We start from the raw sequence: 16,375 nt of genomic DNA on the forward strand, positions 1-16,375 counted from the left end.
GTGTGGGGCCTCAGCTGATGGGGAACAGGAAAGCGAAGGCGATGCGCCGCCGCCAGATCAGAGTCATGACTTCCTCGATGACGCCAAGGCGTTCGTAGGAATGGATGAAGCTGTCGGGCCCGGTCAGGATGCCGACATGCTTGGCGATGGCGCGCGGGGCCATGCGGAACAGTATCAGTGCGCCGGGCACTGCATCGGTGGGTGCGATTTCCGACATCATACGACGCGCGCGCTCCGCCAACACTTCGTGCGGCCCCGTCTCGCCCCAGTCCCGGCTGTAGGGGGGGATCGCGAAAGACTCCGCGCCCACCACTTCACGCCAAACGCCCCGCGCCAGACCAAGGCAATCGCAGCCGACGCCGCGCAGGCTGGCCTGATCATGGTAGGGAGTGCCGAGCCAAGAACGGGCCGTGGCGATAACAAGGTAGGGATCGGCGGCGCTCACAGCACATTCCCCTGATTGCCATCGCCCGGGCTGGCATAGCGCAGGACTGCATCCTGACCGGGGATGTTGGGAAAGCCGCGAAAGTTGCTGGTGTTGGCGAACTTCGTCCCGCAGGTCGCCATGCGCTTGTCGCAACCTGCACGCGCGATGAAACTGTCGCCCACCGCAATGGCGCGTACCGCTGCTTCCAGCAGTGTCAGCAGGGCAATGCTGCCCGCCAGATCATGCGTCAGCACTTCGGTGACGCGCCCGGCATTTGTGCCGCTGGTCCAGGTAATGGTCCCAGACGCGAACCAGCCTGAGGTGAATGCAGCCAAGCCGGTGGCCATGAACGCCCGGTCGCGCAGCAGGTCGGTCACCACGCCGGTGCCCTTGAAGGCAGCATTTTCCAGATCGATCCCGCAGCGCGTGTCGCCCAGCGCCGCGTCGCAACTGGCCTGAAACGTCCGTCCCACGGTCTGGCCCAACACATGCGCGAGGCTGCGCACCTCGGCCACGAAAGCCATGCGGCCGCGCCGGATTTGACCGACCGCCCCACGACGCAGCAACACCCGCTGGCTGGTATCGGCCCAGTTCACCCGCCAAAGCTCGACCTCCGCCGCATCCCACCGCCCATCCACGATGTCGGTCTCCGTGATCCGGTCGGAGGTCAGCACGCCTTCGGCATCCTGCGCATCGACCGAAAGGTCAGAACCAGACCTGACTTCTGAAGCCGCAAAACCGCTTTCCGGCTCAAAATCGGTGCCATCGAAGGTCAGGATCTGGTCGTGATCGGTGAAACCCAGCGTCATGCCGTCGGTGCGAGATATCCGCCAGCACCAAGACAGGGTGGTGGTGCCCTCGTCGAGATGGGCTTGAAGCAATGAGGAAAGCGACTTCATCGCCTGATCTCCAAAAGGGGGATGGAGGTGATCGACCCGAGCCGCTCGACATCCAGCGTGACGTCGAGGCTGTCGCTGTCAAACCGGACCGGCACATCGAATTCAAACCCGGCCCGGATGATCGCGCCGCTGCCAGGGGCGGTGGTGAACGTGACGGCTCCGGTCGTGGCATCCAGCGTCCAGCCCGACATCTGCTCAACCGTGCCCAGCGCCACGCGAACTGTGCCAGTGACCGGTTTGGCGATGGTTCTGACCCAAGTCTGCGCCCCGGAGGTGTAGCGTTTGGCCAGTTGGAAGGTCTTCAGGCTTCCCGTGCCGGTGCCGATCTGCTGGTCTGTCGGGGTGATCGACTGCGACGGCATGCTGGATTTGTAATCCGCCCAATCCTTGTAGCGAAACCCATAAAGGCGCGCGTTGCGGGCTTCGAAGAAACCGACCACCGCCGCCAGATCATCGGCACGGCGGATGCCGTAAGCCACATCATACCGCCGTCGAGAATTTGCCCATGACGCGTTGCGCTCTTCATCACCGCTCGCCAGTTCAACCACTTGCGTGCGGCGTTCCGGCCCACCGCGCGCGCCTCGGCTGATGTTGTCAGGAAACCTGATCTCGTGAAATGCCACTACATTCCCCTCCGGCCCAGCGACACCGTCCGGGCGATGTCCGATGCGACCTGCGTGCGCGACTGCCTGAAACTCTCGGCGTCGCGGGTCTGGATCGTGATGCTGACGTTGCCACCCGCGCCGTATCCTGAAGTCTCCTGCCGCGAGAGCACCCGCTCGCCCTTTTGCAGGATGGCTGGGACCTCGTCAGGTCGCAGCCCGGCAAAACCCCCGGAATGCATCCTCGGCGCTCCTGCAAAAGCCCACATCGGCACTGCGCGCATCGGAGCGCTGCCGCCGACGATCCCGCCCGCATGCTGGACGGCTGCTCCCACCATGGTGCCGAACAGCCCGCCACCGCCGAGACTGCCCAGCACCCCATCCAGCGCCGAAGCAATCGGGCCGAGGATGAACTTGCGCGCCGCGAGTTTCGCCAGATCGGCCAGGATCGATGTAACGAGATCGCCGAAACTCAATTTGCCGGTCTTGACGAAACTGGCCACGGCGTCTTCCGCGCTCTGGAAGGCCCCGACCAGCGTCTGGCCAACATCGCCGCCAATGTCGCGGGACTTGGCCGCATAGTCCGACAAAGCCGCCGTCACCGCTGCCCATCCGGTTGCCGCTGCATCCGCCGCCGCTTTGCCCGCCGCCCCGGCACCGCCTGCAGCCGTTCCCGCAGCGTTAAGCGCATCGGTCGTGCCATCGGCTGCAGTTGTTGCGCCATCAAGGGCTGCAGCGCCATCCGTCCCGGCTTTGGTCATTGCATCCTGCAGTGCCTGCCAGCTGGACAGAGGCCTTGAGGCGGCATCGGCCAGCATACCAGCTGCCTCGTTGTAAGCTGCGGCCCGGTCGCGGGCATCATTGGCCATTGTGCCAAGACCGAGGTCGGGTGTTTCGAGGTAAGTCTTCCCCATCGCCGCCTTGAATGCATCGGCCGCGGCAGCACCAGCAGCGGTTGCCGCACCCTCAAACGGATTGCCAACCCGGCCCAGAGTGACCGGATCGAGCGTGCCGATCTGAATGCCGCCCTCGCCGGTGGCCCAATCGGGCAGCATGTCGAGTGCCGCGTTCAAGCCCGAGATGAAGGTGTTGATCCGGGTCACCACGCCGTTCAGCATCGCCTCGACGCCGCTGATCAACCCGTTCGCGGCCTGGAAGGCGAAGTCTCCGATGGCGGACGGCAGGGCCGACCAGATCGCCTTCATCGCATCGAAGGCTCCCTGAAACACCCCGGTTGCGGAGTTTCCAAACCCCACGACGGCCACCAGCGCGCCTTGCATCGCATCGGCGATGGTTGCGGTGATGCCAGACCAACTGGCGTGCAGGCTGGCGACCACCGCATCCACGCCCAGTCCGATCCGGTCCCAGACCTCGCTGGCGAGATTGGACAACAAACCGAGGGCCGCTCCAAAGCCTCCGGCCCCTTCGACCAGTTTGGAGAACTGATAGACCAGCTCGCCCGCTCCGACGATCAACGCGCCGATGCCGGTGCGGATCAGGGCCCCTTGCAAGACGTTGAGCGACAGGGAAAAACCACTGACGCCGAGTGCGGCCGCGCCCAAAGCGATGATAAAGCGCCCGGCAAAGAAAGTGGCGAAGGCTCCAGCGATGCTGGCAATCTCTCCGATATGGTCGCCGAGAAAGCTTTTGCTGGTCTGGAAGATGCCGCCCGCCCGGGTCGCATCGGCCAGCGCGTTGGCCACGGCCTCCAAGGCTGGTGCGACGGCGACGGTGAGCTGGTTGGTCAGACCGAGCCAGACGAGGCCAAGCCGGTCGATGGCATCACCAGCGGTCCTGATTTGATCGGCATCCTGATCTGACACCGCCACGCCGAAATCGGTTATGTCCTGCGATGCCTGGCGCAGCGTCGCGCTGTCGATCCGACTGAAGGCTAGCGCGGCCTTGTCACCGAAAAGAGCCGAGGCCACAGCCGCCCGTTCCGCAGGAAGCACAAACTTTGTCAGCGCATCCTGAATTGCCACGATGCGCTCGTCGAGCGGAAGAGCCTGAAGATCTGTGGCCGTCAGGTGTAACCGCTGCAAAGCTGCCACGGCTGTGCCTGTGCCGCCCGCCGCATCGGACAGTTTCAGCGTCAGTTTCTTGGTGGCGGCCGTGATCTCGTCCATCGAGACCCCGGCCAAGTCGCCCGCAAAGGTCAGCACTTGAATACTGCGGGTCGTGGTGCCGAGCGATTGCGCAAGATTGGCCTGCGCGTCGATGGTCTCGAGGCCCGACCGGATCATCGCGATGCCAGCGGCAGCCGCAGCCGCGACGGCCACTGCCGCGGCGATCTTTACCCGGGTGGAAAAGGCCGCCAGCCGCGCGTTGGCAATTTTGGCCTCTTTTGACATGCGGCCGAAACCTTTGACTCCGGCATCGCCGACACCATCCAGTTCAGCGCGGACCTGTTTGCCGCCAACGGCCGCGAGGCGGACGGATACGCGCTTTTCAGCCATCAGGCTCTCCGATCTTTTCGTTGATGCGGCGGACCATCACCGCCTCCAGTTCCGGCAGCAGTTCGGCCACCACCATGGAATTCAGGCCCAGCGCTCGCGCCAAGGCCAAGGCCGCGCCCATGTCCCAGCCGATGACGGCTTTGCCCGCGACGCGCATCTGGCCACCTAGACGTCCGACCAGATACCAGACCTGCCAGCCGTCATCGGTCTGCGGCTGGTTCAGTCGGGCCGGGCAGTCCGCGCATTGGGTGCCGCAGGCCGCGCATTGGGTGCCGCAGGCCGCGCAGTAGCTGTCGCCCCCACCGAAGTGCCAGTCGGTGAGGGCGCAGAGCCTTTTTTTTCGGCATCCAGCAACATGCCGCGGCTGACATATTGGAGGTTGAAAGCCTCGAAGATCGGCCAAAGGGATAGAAGGGCGTCGATGCCTTCGGGCGTGACAGCCAGCGCGATTCCGTCTTCGTCGCCGACGCCCTCCCAACCCACCACGGCGCGGCGAGCCAGCGCCCCAGCAAAGACAGCCGCCCGTTCGTCGTTGCTGGCATCGACGTCCAGCGATTGAACTTCAGGGTCAGACCGGGTCGCCACCATCAGCGAGGTGGTCAGTGGCAGAAGCTGCAACCGCACGCCGTGGCCAAGGTCGAGCCATTGCGGTTCGGGTGAGAGATTGATCCGGATCATGGGTAACCTGCCAAGTTGTTGACGAGAACGACGGTGCAAATGCGGGCAGGGCTGATGGCGAGGGCTGCTTGCCAATCGAAACTGGCCTGCACACCCTTGGGGCCTTTGATCTCGATGCGCGGGCGGGGGAGATAGACGGCATGGGCGGTCAGCGTCAGGCTCTCGCCGCTGCCCAGCACGTAGCTGAATTCCAACGCTGCCGCCGTGCCATTGATTGCTTGGGTCAGCAGGGTCGTCTCAGCGAACCGCACTTCGACCTTGCCGGTCAGAGCCGCAATGGTGGGATCAGCACCGTCGATCTTGGCATCGGATCGGATGGTTTCGATCCGGTCGAGGTTGTTGGCGTAGGTCACATCGGCGGAAACGATGTTGCCCAGCGCCACGCCATCGCGCTTGATTGCCCCGTTGAAGTGGCCGAACCGTTTGAGGGCGATGGCCGCCGGTGTGCCCGCAGCCGTGGCGCCTGCAATGGTCTCGCCCTGCGCCACCAGCATGACCTTGGAACTCAAGAGGCCCGAGCGTTCCATCGACCAGGACAGCGCATCGAGGACGCAGCCCGAATACATCGCGAAGCGCGGCACTTCGGGCATACCGACTTCGATGGACATGCTGGGCAGGGTCAAGTTGCCCGACATGAATGTGTGCGAATTCAGTCCGCCGGTCAGTGTTGCCGCCGATAGGGTCCCGTTGGACGCGGGTGAAACGGACGTCGCCAGAGTGAACGTATTCCCTGCGCTGCCGAGGACATCGTAGACCATCGTCAGCGCGGTGGCCGTTCCGGTGTAGGTCGCCAGCGCCACGCCCGGCACGACGCTGGCGTTCAGCGCCACAGCAAGGGCTGTCATCGTGGCCGCCAGGTTGGCACCGATATTGACCTGGCTGCCGACAGCCCCCGAAGCCACAAAGGTAAAGGCCGTGGCGTTGATCGTAACCGTAGCGTTGACAACCGGTTGGGCCGGGAAGGTGATTGCCCCCGTCGCGGCGACCGTCCCGGCTGTGGTTGGGGCCCCGAAGGCCGCCTTTAGCCAGAACCCAAAGCCCACGGCGTCGATCGGCACCTCGACATCGCCATCCGTGGTGATCGCATCCAGCAGCGGTGCGCGGGGATCGCGGCCATAGCCCAGAAGCTCGGACGCCAGCAACGGTTGCTCCGCCGCAAGCGAACTTGTGATGAAGGGCATCTGGGTAAATCCGGACCCCGGCGGAATGCCGTAAACAGACTCGAACGCAAGCGCCATTTGCGCCCGCGCTCCTTGTGCGCGTGCCATGTCAGTGTCCTTTTGTGAGGGAAATCAGATCAGTGGGTCGGAAGTCGCATAGTGCAGCACGATGATGATCACAGCAGCTTTGAGCGCAGCCGCACCTTCGATGGGCAGATCGACCGGCTCGGGTGCTTCTGCTTCGACCCAATCGCAAAGCCCACCCAAGGTGCGATCAGCCGCCAGTGCCGAGCCGATGGATGCGGTTAGCGCATCGAACAGGGCATCGCGCCCAGTCCCCGCCTGGATCACCACTTCCAATTCGGCCCGATGCTCATAGAAATGGGTCAGCGGCGACAGCGTCACCTCGGGTTCGCCCGGCTTGCCGTCGCGCAGGATGATCAGGCCAGTGGCAGGAACGCGTTCGGGCAGCACCTCGCCGCGCAGCACCGGGGCGGCGAGGTTCAGCAGCCGCGCGTGTAGGGCGGCGAGGATGGTTTCGCGTTTGCTGGGCATAGGGTTTTCCTAGTGCCGAGTTTCCTGCGGCTTCGTTCTGACGACTGGCCGCCCGGAAATGCTATTCAACTTAAGGGGTTGGTAGTTGAACGATTTTAGGTCCACTTCCAACTCCGACGTAAATGGCTTCTTGTAGGTCTCAGCGTCGAAACCTTTGAAGTTGGCGCCAACCTTAGGCTCTGGATCGCATTGCCGGTTCCGGTCTTGGCGTGGACGGTGCCGTCGGCCCCGCGCAGCCCACCGCCGCCCAGGGTTTCGCCCGCGTGCTTGGACGGGACGGTTTTGTGCGGCTTGCGAGGCGCGCGATTGAAGTGGAAAATGAACTCGTGCGAGGGCGCCAGGCGGCCGTTCCAGTCGCCAGGCAGGCCCGGGCCCTGATCCCAGACATACCAGCCAAACCGCCGCCAACCACATTTGCGCATCCATTCCACCCATTCCTCCCAATAGGGTTGCCATTCGCTGTCGCGATGCACGAGGCCTAGGTTGACCAGGACCTGCGCGTAATGCGCGACCGGCGCTGCCGTGAACACGCCCTCCATCAACGCATCCCAATCCCCGACCTTTTCCTTCGCCGCCCCGTAGTCGCGCTGCTGGGCGTAGGGCGGTGACGTGAACATCAGCGTGGCCTGCTCGCCTTGCATCAGTTTGGCCACGGCGGATGGATCGGTGGCATCACCGCAGCAGAGGCGATGCTTGCCCAGCGCCCATATGTCTCCCGGCCGGGTGATCGGTTCGGCGGGCGGGTCGGGGATGGCGTCAGCCGCACCATCAGAAATCGACCGGTCGTCAGCATCGGCCAGCAAAGCGTCCAGTTCATCCTCGGGGATACCGATCAGCCCGAGGTCGAAATCTTCTGCCAGCAATGCCTGCAGTTCCTGCAAGAGCAGGGCTTCGTCCCAGCCGCCCAGCTCGGTCAACTTGTTGTCGGCAATCCGATAGGCGCGGCGCTGGGCTTCGGTCAGATGGCCGAGCACGATGACCGGAACCTCAGTCAGCCCAAGATGCGCCGCCGCCAAGATGCGTCCATGGCCCGCGATCAAATCGCCGTCGGCGGCGACCAGCACCGGCACCGTCCAGCCGAACTCGGCCATGCTGGCGGCGATCTTGGCCACCTGATTGGCGTCGTGGGTTTTGCCATTACGGGCATAGGGCTTCAGCTGGGCCAGGGGCCAGTATTCGATCTGCTTGGGCGAAAGGGGCGCGTTCATGCCGCAAGCCTCTTGGCCTTCAGATCGGCAAATTTCTCGCCGGTATCGGCCAGAACGGCATTGGCACCGGTGAATGACTGCCAGCGCTCGATGGCCACATCGACATAGGCCGGGTTCAACTCGATCCCGAAGCACACTCGCCCCGTTGTTTCTGCCGCGATCAGCGTGGTGCCTGATCCCATGAAGGGCTCATACACCGCCTGGCCGGGGCTGGAATTGTTCAGCATCGGGCGGCGCATGCATTCCACCGGCTTTTGCGTGCCGTGCACGGTGGCCGCGTCCTGGTCCTTGCCAGAGATGTGCCACAGAGTGGTTTGCTTCCCGTCCCCGGCCCAGTGGCCCTTGCCGGTCTTTTTCACCGCGTACCAGCAGGGTTCATGCTGCCAATGATAGTCGCCGCGGCTCAGGACGAGGCGATCCTTGGCCCAGATAATCTGCGACCTGACGGCGAAACCTGCCGCCGCCAGGCTCTCGGCCACGGTCGTGGCATGCAGCGCACCATGCCAGACATAGGCCACGTCGCCGGGGAACAGCGCCCAAGCCTCGCGCCAATCGGCGCGGTCGTCGTTCAGCACCTTGCCGGTCCGTTTGGTTCTGGCCGCACCCGCCTGGTTGCGCCAGGACGGGTCATATTCCACGCCGTAGGGAGGGTCGGTGACCATCAGCAGCGGCCTCACATCGCCCAACAGCTGCCCGACCACATCGGCGGACGTGCTGTCGCCGCAGATCAGCCGGTGCGATCCGAGTTGCCAAAGATCGCCCGCGATGGAAATCGGCGTGACCGGCGGTTCAGGAATGTCATCTTCACCCTCGACAGCACCACCTTCCGGCTGATCCGGATCGCGCAGCAGGGCGACCAGATCCTCGTCGGTAATCCCGAGGAGCGACAGGTCGAAATCCTCGGCCAGCAGCCCCGCGATCTCGTCGCGCAGCATCGCCTCGTCCCACTCGCCCAACTCGGTCAGCTTGTTGTCGGCGATCCGGTAGGCGCGGCGCTCGGCCTCGTCGAGATGACTGAGCCGGATCACCGGTACGTCCTTCAGCCCCAGCATCGCTGCTGCCAGCACCCGGCCGTGACCAGCAATCAACTCGCCATCGTCGGCCACCATGCAGGGCACTGTCCAGCCGAACTTGGCCATGCTGGCAGCAATCTTCGCGACTTGGCCCGTGCCGTGGTTCTTGGCATTGCGGGCATAGGGGCGCAGGCGGTCAATCGGCCAGGTCTCGATCTGGCTGGGCGCGAAGACGAGGTCCATCGGCGATTCTCATTTCAGGCAGGCGGACATGCCAAGGCGCGCTGGGCGATGCCAACGGCCGGAATGGGATCCGCGATATGGGGAAAAAGAAAGCGCCCGAGAGAGTTATCCTCCGGGCGCAATTCTTCGATGATCAAGGGGTAGGTCAAGGGGGGCAGCTTTGTCAAACGAAAAATGCGCGTAGATTCAACGGCTTCCCGGCAGGTGGCTTCCGTCGGCTGGCATTCGGCGCGGTGGCTTCCGCAAACTGGCTTCCCTGGATTCCGCAAAAGAATCCAGCGCGCCGGGATCGTGATTCAGCAAGCCTTTGATATTGAGTCGCTTTTTCCAAGATCAGACTGCAAGTGGCTTCCGCCTGGATTCCCAGGTGAAAGTGCCTGTCGCTAGCGAACTGCCGCGCTGCGCCCCCCCGCATACAAACAGGGCTGGGGAGGAACCATGCCAGGGGGGTAGGGCAGAAACGAAGCCGCGCGAAGTCGTTTCCAAGGAGCGCTGTTCGTAGATGCTTACTGCAACTGTCGAGAAGGGCAGGGTTGCCAAGTGCATGCCAAGTTGAGATAGCAACAATCAACAACTCTAGCCCGACCTGCAGCATGCTGAAAAGCTTTGGCTGGGCTAGCCCACAAAGGTCGACCAAAATGAACGAAGTAGGCACCCCAAACCTAACTCTGGACGTTCAAGGCATGCTTTGCCCACTACCGGTCATCAGAGCGAAGAAGTCCCTCAAATCGCTGAACGTTGGGGAAACCCTTCTCGTCATTACGACAGATCCAGTCGCGCTAATTGACATACCTCACATGTGCACTCAACTCGGCCACACGCTGCTTCAAACAAGGGATACCGATACCGGTCACTCCTTCTTGATTGAGAAGGCTAGCTAGACAAGTTACTGCGCCTTCCATGACTGGATTTTCCGCGCTGACGGATCGCCGCGACGCTTAACATACGCTTGGCCCGTGGAAAGCGTCGCCAAATTGGCCGTTTTTCCGAGAATGCGTGTGGCGTTTCTAGACGGTGCATTGGTTGAGAACGCAGCAACAAGGCCCATCTCACTTAGGAAATCATCGTCTTCTCCAGTGAAATCATCGGGGGATTGGGAACAAACTCGGCGCGGTTCAAAACTCCCTCGCGCCGTATGCCGCCGTGCCATTTCCACCGCGATGGCTCGCCAAACCCGCTGCTGTTGGCATTGGTCTGTGCATCTTTCGAGATCATAGAAGCTAGAGATTGACGGCTGAATTGCCCCTCTGCGCATTGGCCACCAACGTGTCGACAATCTTTGGCAGTTCGGTCGTAGCCGTCAGCCCCGCTTTGCAATCGGGCGTGCAGTGCGGCGATGGCTATGATGCGGTCTTGCACCAAACGATCAAGCCGCTCAATACTGAAGCGAACATCGGTCCCGGCTTGTGCAACCCCCGCCGGGGGCACGTCACCTGTGGCTTCATAACGTGCAACCCGGCGTTCCAACGCTTCGGCTTGAGCAACAAATCGGCCACACGCTCGCGGCGCGCATCTTCTGTGGTGACGGCTGCAAGTTCGGGGGCAACCACGACAATTCGGCTGATTTTCGCGGTAAAGCCGCGCACCTCCGAGATCGCGGGATGGTTTCCTCGATCCCATTGTTTTGGTTGCGCGCGACCTTTTGCAACGCGACCCAGCCAAGATCCCCAGTCAGAGTCGGCAAGCCAGCGATGACCAAAAAGGCCATCGACAACATGCGTCCCAAACTGGCGCGGGTTGGGCTGGACTTGTACTGCATCTTGCATAACCTTGAGCCCGATCAGGCTTGAGATTATGGGGAAAAATCAAAAGGCCTGAGAGTTTTTCGACCCTAGTGTGTGGCCTTTGTGGCAGCCAGCAACCAAACCGCCAATGCCGGAACCTCGCAATTGCAAGTGCCGAGCGTGCCGTTTGATTGTGATAGCGCCACGCAGCCGCTTTCGTTTTTATATTATCGCCGCGACGGCTGCATATCTTGCTTCAGAATCACCATCGTCGATGTTTCCGCCACTGCGGGAATTGATTGAAGAACATCGCGGATAAAGGTGCCAAGGGCGTCTATATCGCGCACCCAAATCCGCAGCACGTAATCTACGTTTCCCGTCACCAGCAGACACTCGGTGATTTCCCGATGCTTCGCGATGGCCGATAGAAATTGCTCTGTGCCATCGGTGCCGTGTCGCGCCAATCGCACTGACACCAGCACGCTGACATTCAGCCCCAACGCCACTTGGTCAATCTGCGCGGCATATCCGCGGATAATCCCCGCCGCCTCCAACTGCTTGACACGGCGGCCGCAGGGCGTCGACGAAAGCCCCACCCGATCCGCTAGATCAAGCATCGAAATCCGCCCGTCCCGCGCGAGCACATCAAGGATTCTGTGATCAATCGAGTCTAGCTGGGGCATAGTGATATTCTCTAAAATTTCCGTAAATCTTAGCGCATTTGCGCGTCACCTCAATCAAATTTACCGATCTTCGCAGACATTCATCGAAATTTTACGACTAGCATGGTCTGATAGCGGAGAACTCAATATGCCCTCATACTTCATCTGCACGATGTCAGTGCACGACCCTGAGACTTATCGCAAATACACCGCCCTCACCCCGGCCACTCTGGCGCGGTATGGTGGCAAGTTTCTCACCCGTGGCGACCCCATAGAGACAGTCGAGGGCCCGACCTTCACCGAGCGGATGGTCATTCTGGAGTTCCCCGACAAGACCACCGCGCTGGCATGGTATAATGACGCAGATTACCAAAGCGCGTCGGTATTTCGCCGCCTTTCATCAAAGGGTCGGATGTGCCTGCAGACTAGCGATGGCAACACCGCAAATCCCGATCCTAAGGTTTAGGGTAGATGGATTTGCAGCTTCACGGCAAAACTGCGCTGGTGTTCGGCGGCTCGCGCGGGTTGGGTCGCGCGATCGCGGCGGAACTTGTGCAGGAAGGCGCGACAGTGGTGATTGTCGCGCGCGATGCGGCACGCGTGCATAAGGTGGCAGCTGAAATCGGGTGCTTTGGCCTGCCGGGCGATTTGTCGGTAGAGGGTGTGGGCACGGCACTGGTAAAGGCCGCCACGGATCTGCTGGGTCGGACGCCCGACATTCTGGTGACCAACACCGGGGGACCGCCGACAGGCAGCTTCAGCGCGACCACGTCCGCCGCTTGGGCTGCGGGGTTTCAGGGTCTTTGGATGAGCGCTGTGGACAGTATTCAAGCGGTCTTACCCGGTATGCAAGCCAATGGCTGGGGCCGCATCCTCGCCGTCACGTCGGTTGCCGCGAAAGAGCCGCAGCCGGGACTGGTGATCTCAAACGCCTTGCGGGCGGGGATTTTGGGCATGCTAAACACGCTTTCGCGCGAAGTTGCTGGCCAAGGTATCACCGTAAACGCGTTATTGCCGGGCTATACCAACACTGACCGTATGGCCGAGCTGGGCGTGGACAATGCCTCAATGGGGGCCAAGATCCCCGCGGGCCGACTGGGAGAGCCCGCCGAGTTTGCGGCCCTCGCGGCCTTTCTTGCATCCGGGCGCGCGTCTTATATCACCGGTCAGGCCATAGCGGTCGATGGCGGTTTTCTACATTCGATCTAGGGGTTTTCATGCCGCGTCCCGCCTTTGCCAACTGGCTGTCCGAGACCAATAACGTAACGCAGATCTTCTTGGCTGCGGGTCAAATACCCGGACTTATTAACATGGCAGGCGGCTTACCCGATCCTTCGACATGGCCGATTGCCGAGCTGTCAACAATGGCGGCCCGTGCCATCGCCGATCACCCACAAGACGCGCTGGCCTATGTACCGATTGAGGGCCTGCCTGAGTTGCGAGATGCGATTGCCGCAAGGTTTTCCGCGCCTAATTTGAACCTTTGCCGTGACAACGTGTTGATCACCACAGGTGGTATTCAGGCGCTTGATCTGATCGGCAAGGTTCTGCTGGAAGAAGGCGGTCTGATCGCTGCACAAACCCCGGCTTATCTTGGCGCGCTGGATGCTTGGCGCCCTAGACGCCCCAGCTATAGACCCATGCACCTGCATGCCAATGATTTCGATCCCGAAGCTGCACTTCAGTCCGCTCAGTTTGCCTATGCCGTACCGAATTTCTCTAATCCCACTGGGCAACTGGTCGGCGTTGAAGATCGCATCGCTTTGGTTGCTGCCGCTTATGCTACCGAGACTTGGCTTATTGAGGACGACCCCTACGGCACCCTTTATTACGACGCTGCCCCGCTGCCGCGCATGCTCACGATGTCTGGCAGAAACGAGCCCATCTACACTGGCCCGGTGATCTATCTAGGCACCTTGTCAAAGGAACTTGCCCCCGGCTTTCGTGTCGGCTGGGTGATCGCAGCGCCCGAGATGATCCGAGCGCTCGTGGCCGCCAAACAAGGCTCTGACATGTGCACCTCGGGCTTATGCCAGCGCATCGCACAGGATGCTTTTGCCAGCGGCTTGACCGACCGCATCTTGCCCAACATACTGACGCTTTATCGTGACCGTCGCGATGCTTTGTGCCAAGCCATGACCACGCATCTTTCGGATTTCTTTGATTGGCAGGTGCCGTCGGGCGGCATGTTCGTCTGGGCCACAGCGCGCGATCCCGGTCTGAATACAGATCACCTGCTGGCCCAAGCCATGAAGCATGGCGTCTGTATCACGCCCTCTAGCGTGTTTGACCCTGAAGGCCGCAATCGCAGCTCGATCCGCATCAACTTTACCCTGAACGGCCCTGAAAAGTTAAATGAGGGGGTGATCAGACTGGCCGCCGCCCTGACTACTCTGACCAATGCCGCCTGATTTATTGAACCAATGCAACCTCGATTTGAAAGGGACTACAATGCGCCTAAAATCCCTCCTCAGCGCTTGCTTACTTAGCGCCACTTGCCTTGCAAGCGCGGCACAAGCTGACGATCCCGGCTTGTGGAAAGTCTACAACGATACGTTCAAATCAGCCAAATACGTCGATCTGACCCATACGATCACGCCGGATATTCCGGTTTGGGCCGGGTTTGGTGGCCCAACCTTTGCCCCCGCAACCGCTGGTGTGGCGATGGAGGGCTATGTCGCCAAGGACGAGGCGTTTACATACGAAAAACATGGGTTTGAGGCCACCAATTACATCCTGCGCACTGACCAGCTTGGCACGCAACTCGACCCGCCCGCGCATTGGGCGCCGGAGTATCCGGCGATTGACGAGTTGCCCGCAACCTACACCCTGCGCCCACTTGTGGTGATCAATATAGAGCCGCAAGTCGCCAAGGACTTCGGCTATGCCTTGCAAGTCTCCGACATTGAAGCGTTTGAAAAAGAATACGGCACGATCCCAGAAGGTTCTGTGGTGATGGTGCGCTCTGGTTGGTCAAAAGGTTGGCCCGATAAGGAATTTGCCGCGCGGGCACCCTTCCCCGGGGTCGGTCTGGACGCGCTGAAATTCTTGCATGAGCAGCGCAAGATCCTGTTCCACGGCCATGAACCGCTGGATACCGATGCCACTCCGACGTTAGAAGGTGAGCACTGGCTCATGCACAACGGCTATGCGCAGGCCGAAGGCGTGGCCAACCTTGACAAAGTTCCGCCAGTGGGCGCGCTGATTGCCATCGGGTATCCGAAGTTCGGCGGCGGGCTGGGCGGCTACGCGCGCTACGTCGCGATTTGCCCGCCTGACTGGCAGTACGGCATCTCTGTAGGTGAAGTCGCGGAGGCACCGCTGCCGAAATCAGACAAGTTGCTGAAATTCGATGCCGCGCGCGGGATGCGTATACGCGAATAACCGCGCGAATAGTGAAATGCGCGTCAGTAAATAAGCCTTGCTGACGCGCATGCAGGGTAGAAACTCCTTCGTATCAGCGCCCCGGGCACGCATTGGCAGATCAAGCAATAGCAGATACTCGACTGTAATCGGGCGGCTGAATTTTGTTTCGCCTCATCTTCAAAGGGTTCGAATTAATTGAGCCCACGCCACTGCGTTGCCACGCTTTGTCATCATCGAGCGAGGAAAGATTGCGAGGACTACGGCAAACCGGCGGCTTTGGTTTCAACTAACAGACGACGCGGAATGTCTGCGCTATGACTTCGGTCAGTTCAGCACCTGATTGCGCATCCGTCCTTCGATCAACAGGATCTGAACGGTTCGAGCGGCGTTGCTGCGCATCTCGATTGCCGCGTCGTCCGAGTAGAAAGCATTGTGCGGTGTTATGACCAGTCGCCCGGCAAGCCAAGCCGCACGTTGCCGCCAGTCGTCCAGCAATGGGTGAGGGCCCGGAGGCTCTTGCGGCAGCGTGTCAATCGCAGCAGCGGCCAGACGCCCGCTTCGCAGTGCCGCCTCCAGCGCGTTCAAATCACTGGTCAACTCGCCACGTGCGGTATTAACAAGGATTGCGCCCGGTTTCATTTGTGCAAGGCCATCTGCGCCCATCAGGTCCTTGGTGCTGGGGGTGGCCGGGCAGCGCAGCGTTACCACATCGGATTGTGCCAGCAGATCCTCTAACCGTTCTGCCCGTTCGTAGCCGACGGCTTTTTCATGGCCAGGCGGCTGGTGCGGATCATAGCCCAAAATGCGAAAACCAAAGGGTTTCAACCGGTTGATGACCGCCGTGCCGATGCGTCCCACCCCCACCACGCCTATCGTGCTACGGTTTGAGCGTGAGAGACGCTTCAAACTGTGAACCTGCCAGCCATCGGAAAAGTTGCGCGCACGGGCGTCATGTTCCCAAAGCCTGCGGTGCAATGATAGTATCATCGCCATGGCATGGTCGGCCACTTCCTCTGTGCCGTAATCTGGGTTGTTGGCAAAGCGGATGTCCGCATGCGTCAGCGCTGCAACGTCGATCTTCTCATAGCCTACACCATATCGCACAACACCCCGGCATCGGCTCAGATGGTTTATGCTGCGCGGTCCAAGACGCGCGCCCCAGACCATCAAAGCGTCCAGCCGCGCCAATCGGGCTGGATCAAAGAGCGTCTCATCGGTGGTGTCGAAGAAGTCGATCTCAACAGCGTCGCCTAAGATCGATGCTTCAAGGTCGGGCTGACCGATCATGTGATCGGTGATGCCGACCACATACTTGGTCATCGAAGTTTTTGCCATCTGTTACAGAGTTCCTTAAAGTTCAACTTAGGGCAGCGCAGTCGATA

17 protein-coding genes and 2 pseudogenes are annotated in these 16,375 nt (G+C 61.2%); 5 read left to right on the plus strand and 14 right to left on the minus strand.

Translation table 11 applies throughout. From position 1 onward, the window contains the following. Positions 1-10: 10 nt before the first annotated feature. The 11 genes and pseudogenes from JWS10_RS03435 to JWS10_RS03480 all read right to left on the minus strand — a co-directional run bounded on the left by JWS10_RS03435 (position 11) and on the right by JWS10_RS03480 (position 9,241). Positions 11-445 carry an NlpC/P60 family protein gene (locus JWS10_RS03435; RefSeq protein ID WP_299504791.1) on the minus strand — a complete coding sequence of 145 codons (435 nt, stop codon included), beginning with the start codon at positions 443-445 and terminating at the stop codon, positions 11-13. After that, positions 442-1,326 carry a DUF2163 domain-containing protein gene (locus tag JWS10_RS03440; RefSeq protein ID WP_299504793.1) on the minus strand — a complete coding sequence of 295 codons (885 nt, stop codon included), beginning with the start codon at positions 1,324-1,326 and terminating at the stop codon, positions 442-444. Before JWS10_RS03440 ends, JWS10_RS03435 begins: the two co-directional genes overlap by 4 nt. Further along, positions 1,323-1,949, minus strand: coding sequence for a DUF2460 domain-containing protein (locus tag JWS10_RS03445; RefSeq protein WP_299504795.1), 627 nt, complete (start codon positions 1,947-1,949; stop codon positions 1,323-1,325). Before JWS10_RS03445 ends, JWS10_RS03440 begins: the two co-directional genes overlap by 4 nt. Then, entirely contained in the window at positions 1,949-4,384 is a 2,436-nt protein-coding gene (locus JWS10_RS03450; protein WP_299504797.1) for a phage tail tape measure C-terminal domain-containing protein, read from the minus strand. Before JWS10_RS03450 ends, JWS10_RS03445 begins: the two co-directional genes overlap by 1 nt. After that, complete coding sequence (locus JWS10_RS03455) at positions 4,377-4,541, minus strand: hypothetical protein (RefSeq protein ID WP_299504799.1); 165 nt, start codon at positions 4,539-4,541, stop codon at positions 4,377-4,379. Before JWS10_RS03455 ends, JWS10_RS03450 begins: the two co-directional genes overlap by 8 nt. 62 nt (positions 4,542-4,603) lie before the next feature. Next, the gene (locus JWS10_RS03460; protein WP_299504800.1) at positions 4,604-5,062 is read right to left on the minus strand and encodes a hypothetical protein; all 459 of its coding nucleotides are present in this window, start codon (positions 5,060-5,062) and stop codon (positions 4,604-4,606) included. After that, a pseudogene (locus JWS10_RS21210) lies at positions 5,059-5,709 on the minus strand (phage tail tube protein); the annotation flags it as partial. The gene JWS10_RS03460 and the pseudogene JWS10_RS21210, both read right to left, overlap by 4 nt. A 36-nt stretch (positions 5,710-5,745) precedes the next feature. Continuing rightward, positions 5,746-6,330: pseudogene (locus tag JWS10_RS21215) on the minus strand (phage tail tube protein); the annotation flags it as partial. 24 nt (positions 6,331-6,354) lie between these two features. Further along, positions 6,355-6,777: an acyl-CoA transferase gene (locus tag JWS10_RS03470; protein WP_299504804.1), complete on the minus strand. Its 423-nt coding sequence runs from the start codon at positions 6,775-6,777 to the stop codon at positions 6,355-6,357. A gap of 95 nt (positions 6,778-6,872) precedes the next feature. Then, entirely contained in the window at positions 6,873-7,985 is a 1,113-nt protein-coding gene (locus JWS10_RS03475; protein WP_299504806.1) for a ParB N-terminal domain-containing protein, read from the minus strand. After that, positions 7,982-9,241 (minus strand): site-specific DNA-methyltransferase, encoded by a 1,260-nt coding sequence (locus tag JWS10_RS03480; protein ID WP_299504809.1) that lies wholly within the window; start codon positions 9,239-9,241, stop codon positions 7,982-7,984. The genes JWS10_RS03475 and JWS10_RS03480 overlap by 4 nt, the downstream gene beginning before the upstream one ends. A gap of 638 nt (positions 9,242-9,879) precedes the next feature. Here JWS10_RS03480 and JWS10_RS03485 point away from each other — a divergent pair. Further along, the gene (locus JWS10_RS03485) at positions 9,880-10,122 is read left to right on the plus strand and encodes a sulfurtransferase TusA family protein (RefSeq protein WP_299504810.1); all 243 of its coding nucleotides are present in this window, start codon (positions 9,880-9,882) and stop codon (positions 10,120-10,122) included. 172 nt (positions 10,123-10,294) lie between these two features. Here the strand turns inward: JWS10_RS03485 and JWS10_RS03490 are convergent, their stop codons facing one another. Both JWS10_RS03490 and JWS10_RS03495 read right to left on the minus strand, forming a co-directional pair. Beyond that, a complete protein-coding gene (locus tag JWS10_RS03490) occupies positions 10,295-10,708 on the minus strand; it encodes a hypothetical protein (RefSeq protein ID WP_299504812.1) in 414 nt (137 codons plus the stop codon). A gap of 484 nt (positions 10,709-11,192) precedes the next feature. After that, the gene (locus JWS10_RS03495) at positions 11,193-11,648 is read right to left on the minus strand and encodes an Lrp/AsnC family transcriptional regulator (RefSeq protein WP_299504815.1); all 456 of its coding nucleotides are present in this window, start codon (positions 11,646-11,648) and stop codon (positions 11,193-11,195) included. A 127-nt stretch (positions 11,649-11,775) separates the two neighbouring features. On the opposite strand from JWS10_RS03495, the gene JWS10_RS03500 reads away from it, so the two are divergent. From JWS10_RS03500 to JWS10_RS03515, 4 genes are read left to right on the plus strand one after another with little or no spacing between them, the layout of a single operon-like run. Continuing rightward, positions 11,776-12,093 carry a DUF1330 domain-containing protein gene (locus JWS10_RS03500; protein ID WP_299482325.1) on the plus strand — a complete coding sequence of 106 codons (318 nt, stop codon included), beginning with the start codon at positions 11,776-11,778 and terminating at the stop codon, positions 12,091-12,093. 5 nt (positions 12,094-12,098) lie between these two features. After that, complete coding sequence (locus JWS10_RS03505) at positions 12,099-12,836, plus strand: SDR family oxidoreductase (RefSeq protein ID WP_299504817.1); 738 nt, start codon at positions 12,099-12,101, stop codon at positions 12,834-12,836. Positions 12,837-12,844: 8 nt separating this feature from the next. Further along, on the plus strand, positions 12,845-14,038 hold the full coding sequence (locus tag JWS10_RS03510; RefSeq protein WP_299504818.1) for a PLP-dependent aminotransferase family protein: 1,194 nt from the start codon (positions 12,845-12,847) through the stop codon (positions 14,036-14,038). A gap of 40 nt (positions 14,039-14,078) precedes the next feature. Further along, on the plus strand, positions 14,079-15,011 hold the full coding sequence (locus tag JWS10_RS03515) for a cyclase family protein (RefSeq protein WP_299504819.1): 933 nt from the start codon (positions 14,079-14,081) through the stop codon (positions 15,009-15,011). Between the two features lie 306 nt (positions 15,012-15,317). Here the strand turns inward: JWS10_RS03515 and JWS10_RS03520 are convergent, their stop codons facing one another. Beyond that, the gene (locus JWS10_RS03520) at positions 15,318-16,328 is read right to left on the minus strand and encodes a C-terminal binding protein (RefSeq protein WP_299504820.1); all 1,011 of its coding nucleotides are present in this window, start codon (positions 16,326-16,328) and stop codon (positions 15,318-15,320) included. Between the last annotated feature and the right edge of the window lie 47 nt (positions 16,329-16,375).

It is taken from the genome of Cypionkella sp. (genome assembly GCF_028290025.1).
GTDB lineage: Bacteria > Pseudomonadota > Alphaproteobacteria > Rhodobacterales > Rhodobacteraceae > Cypionkella.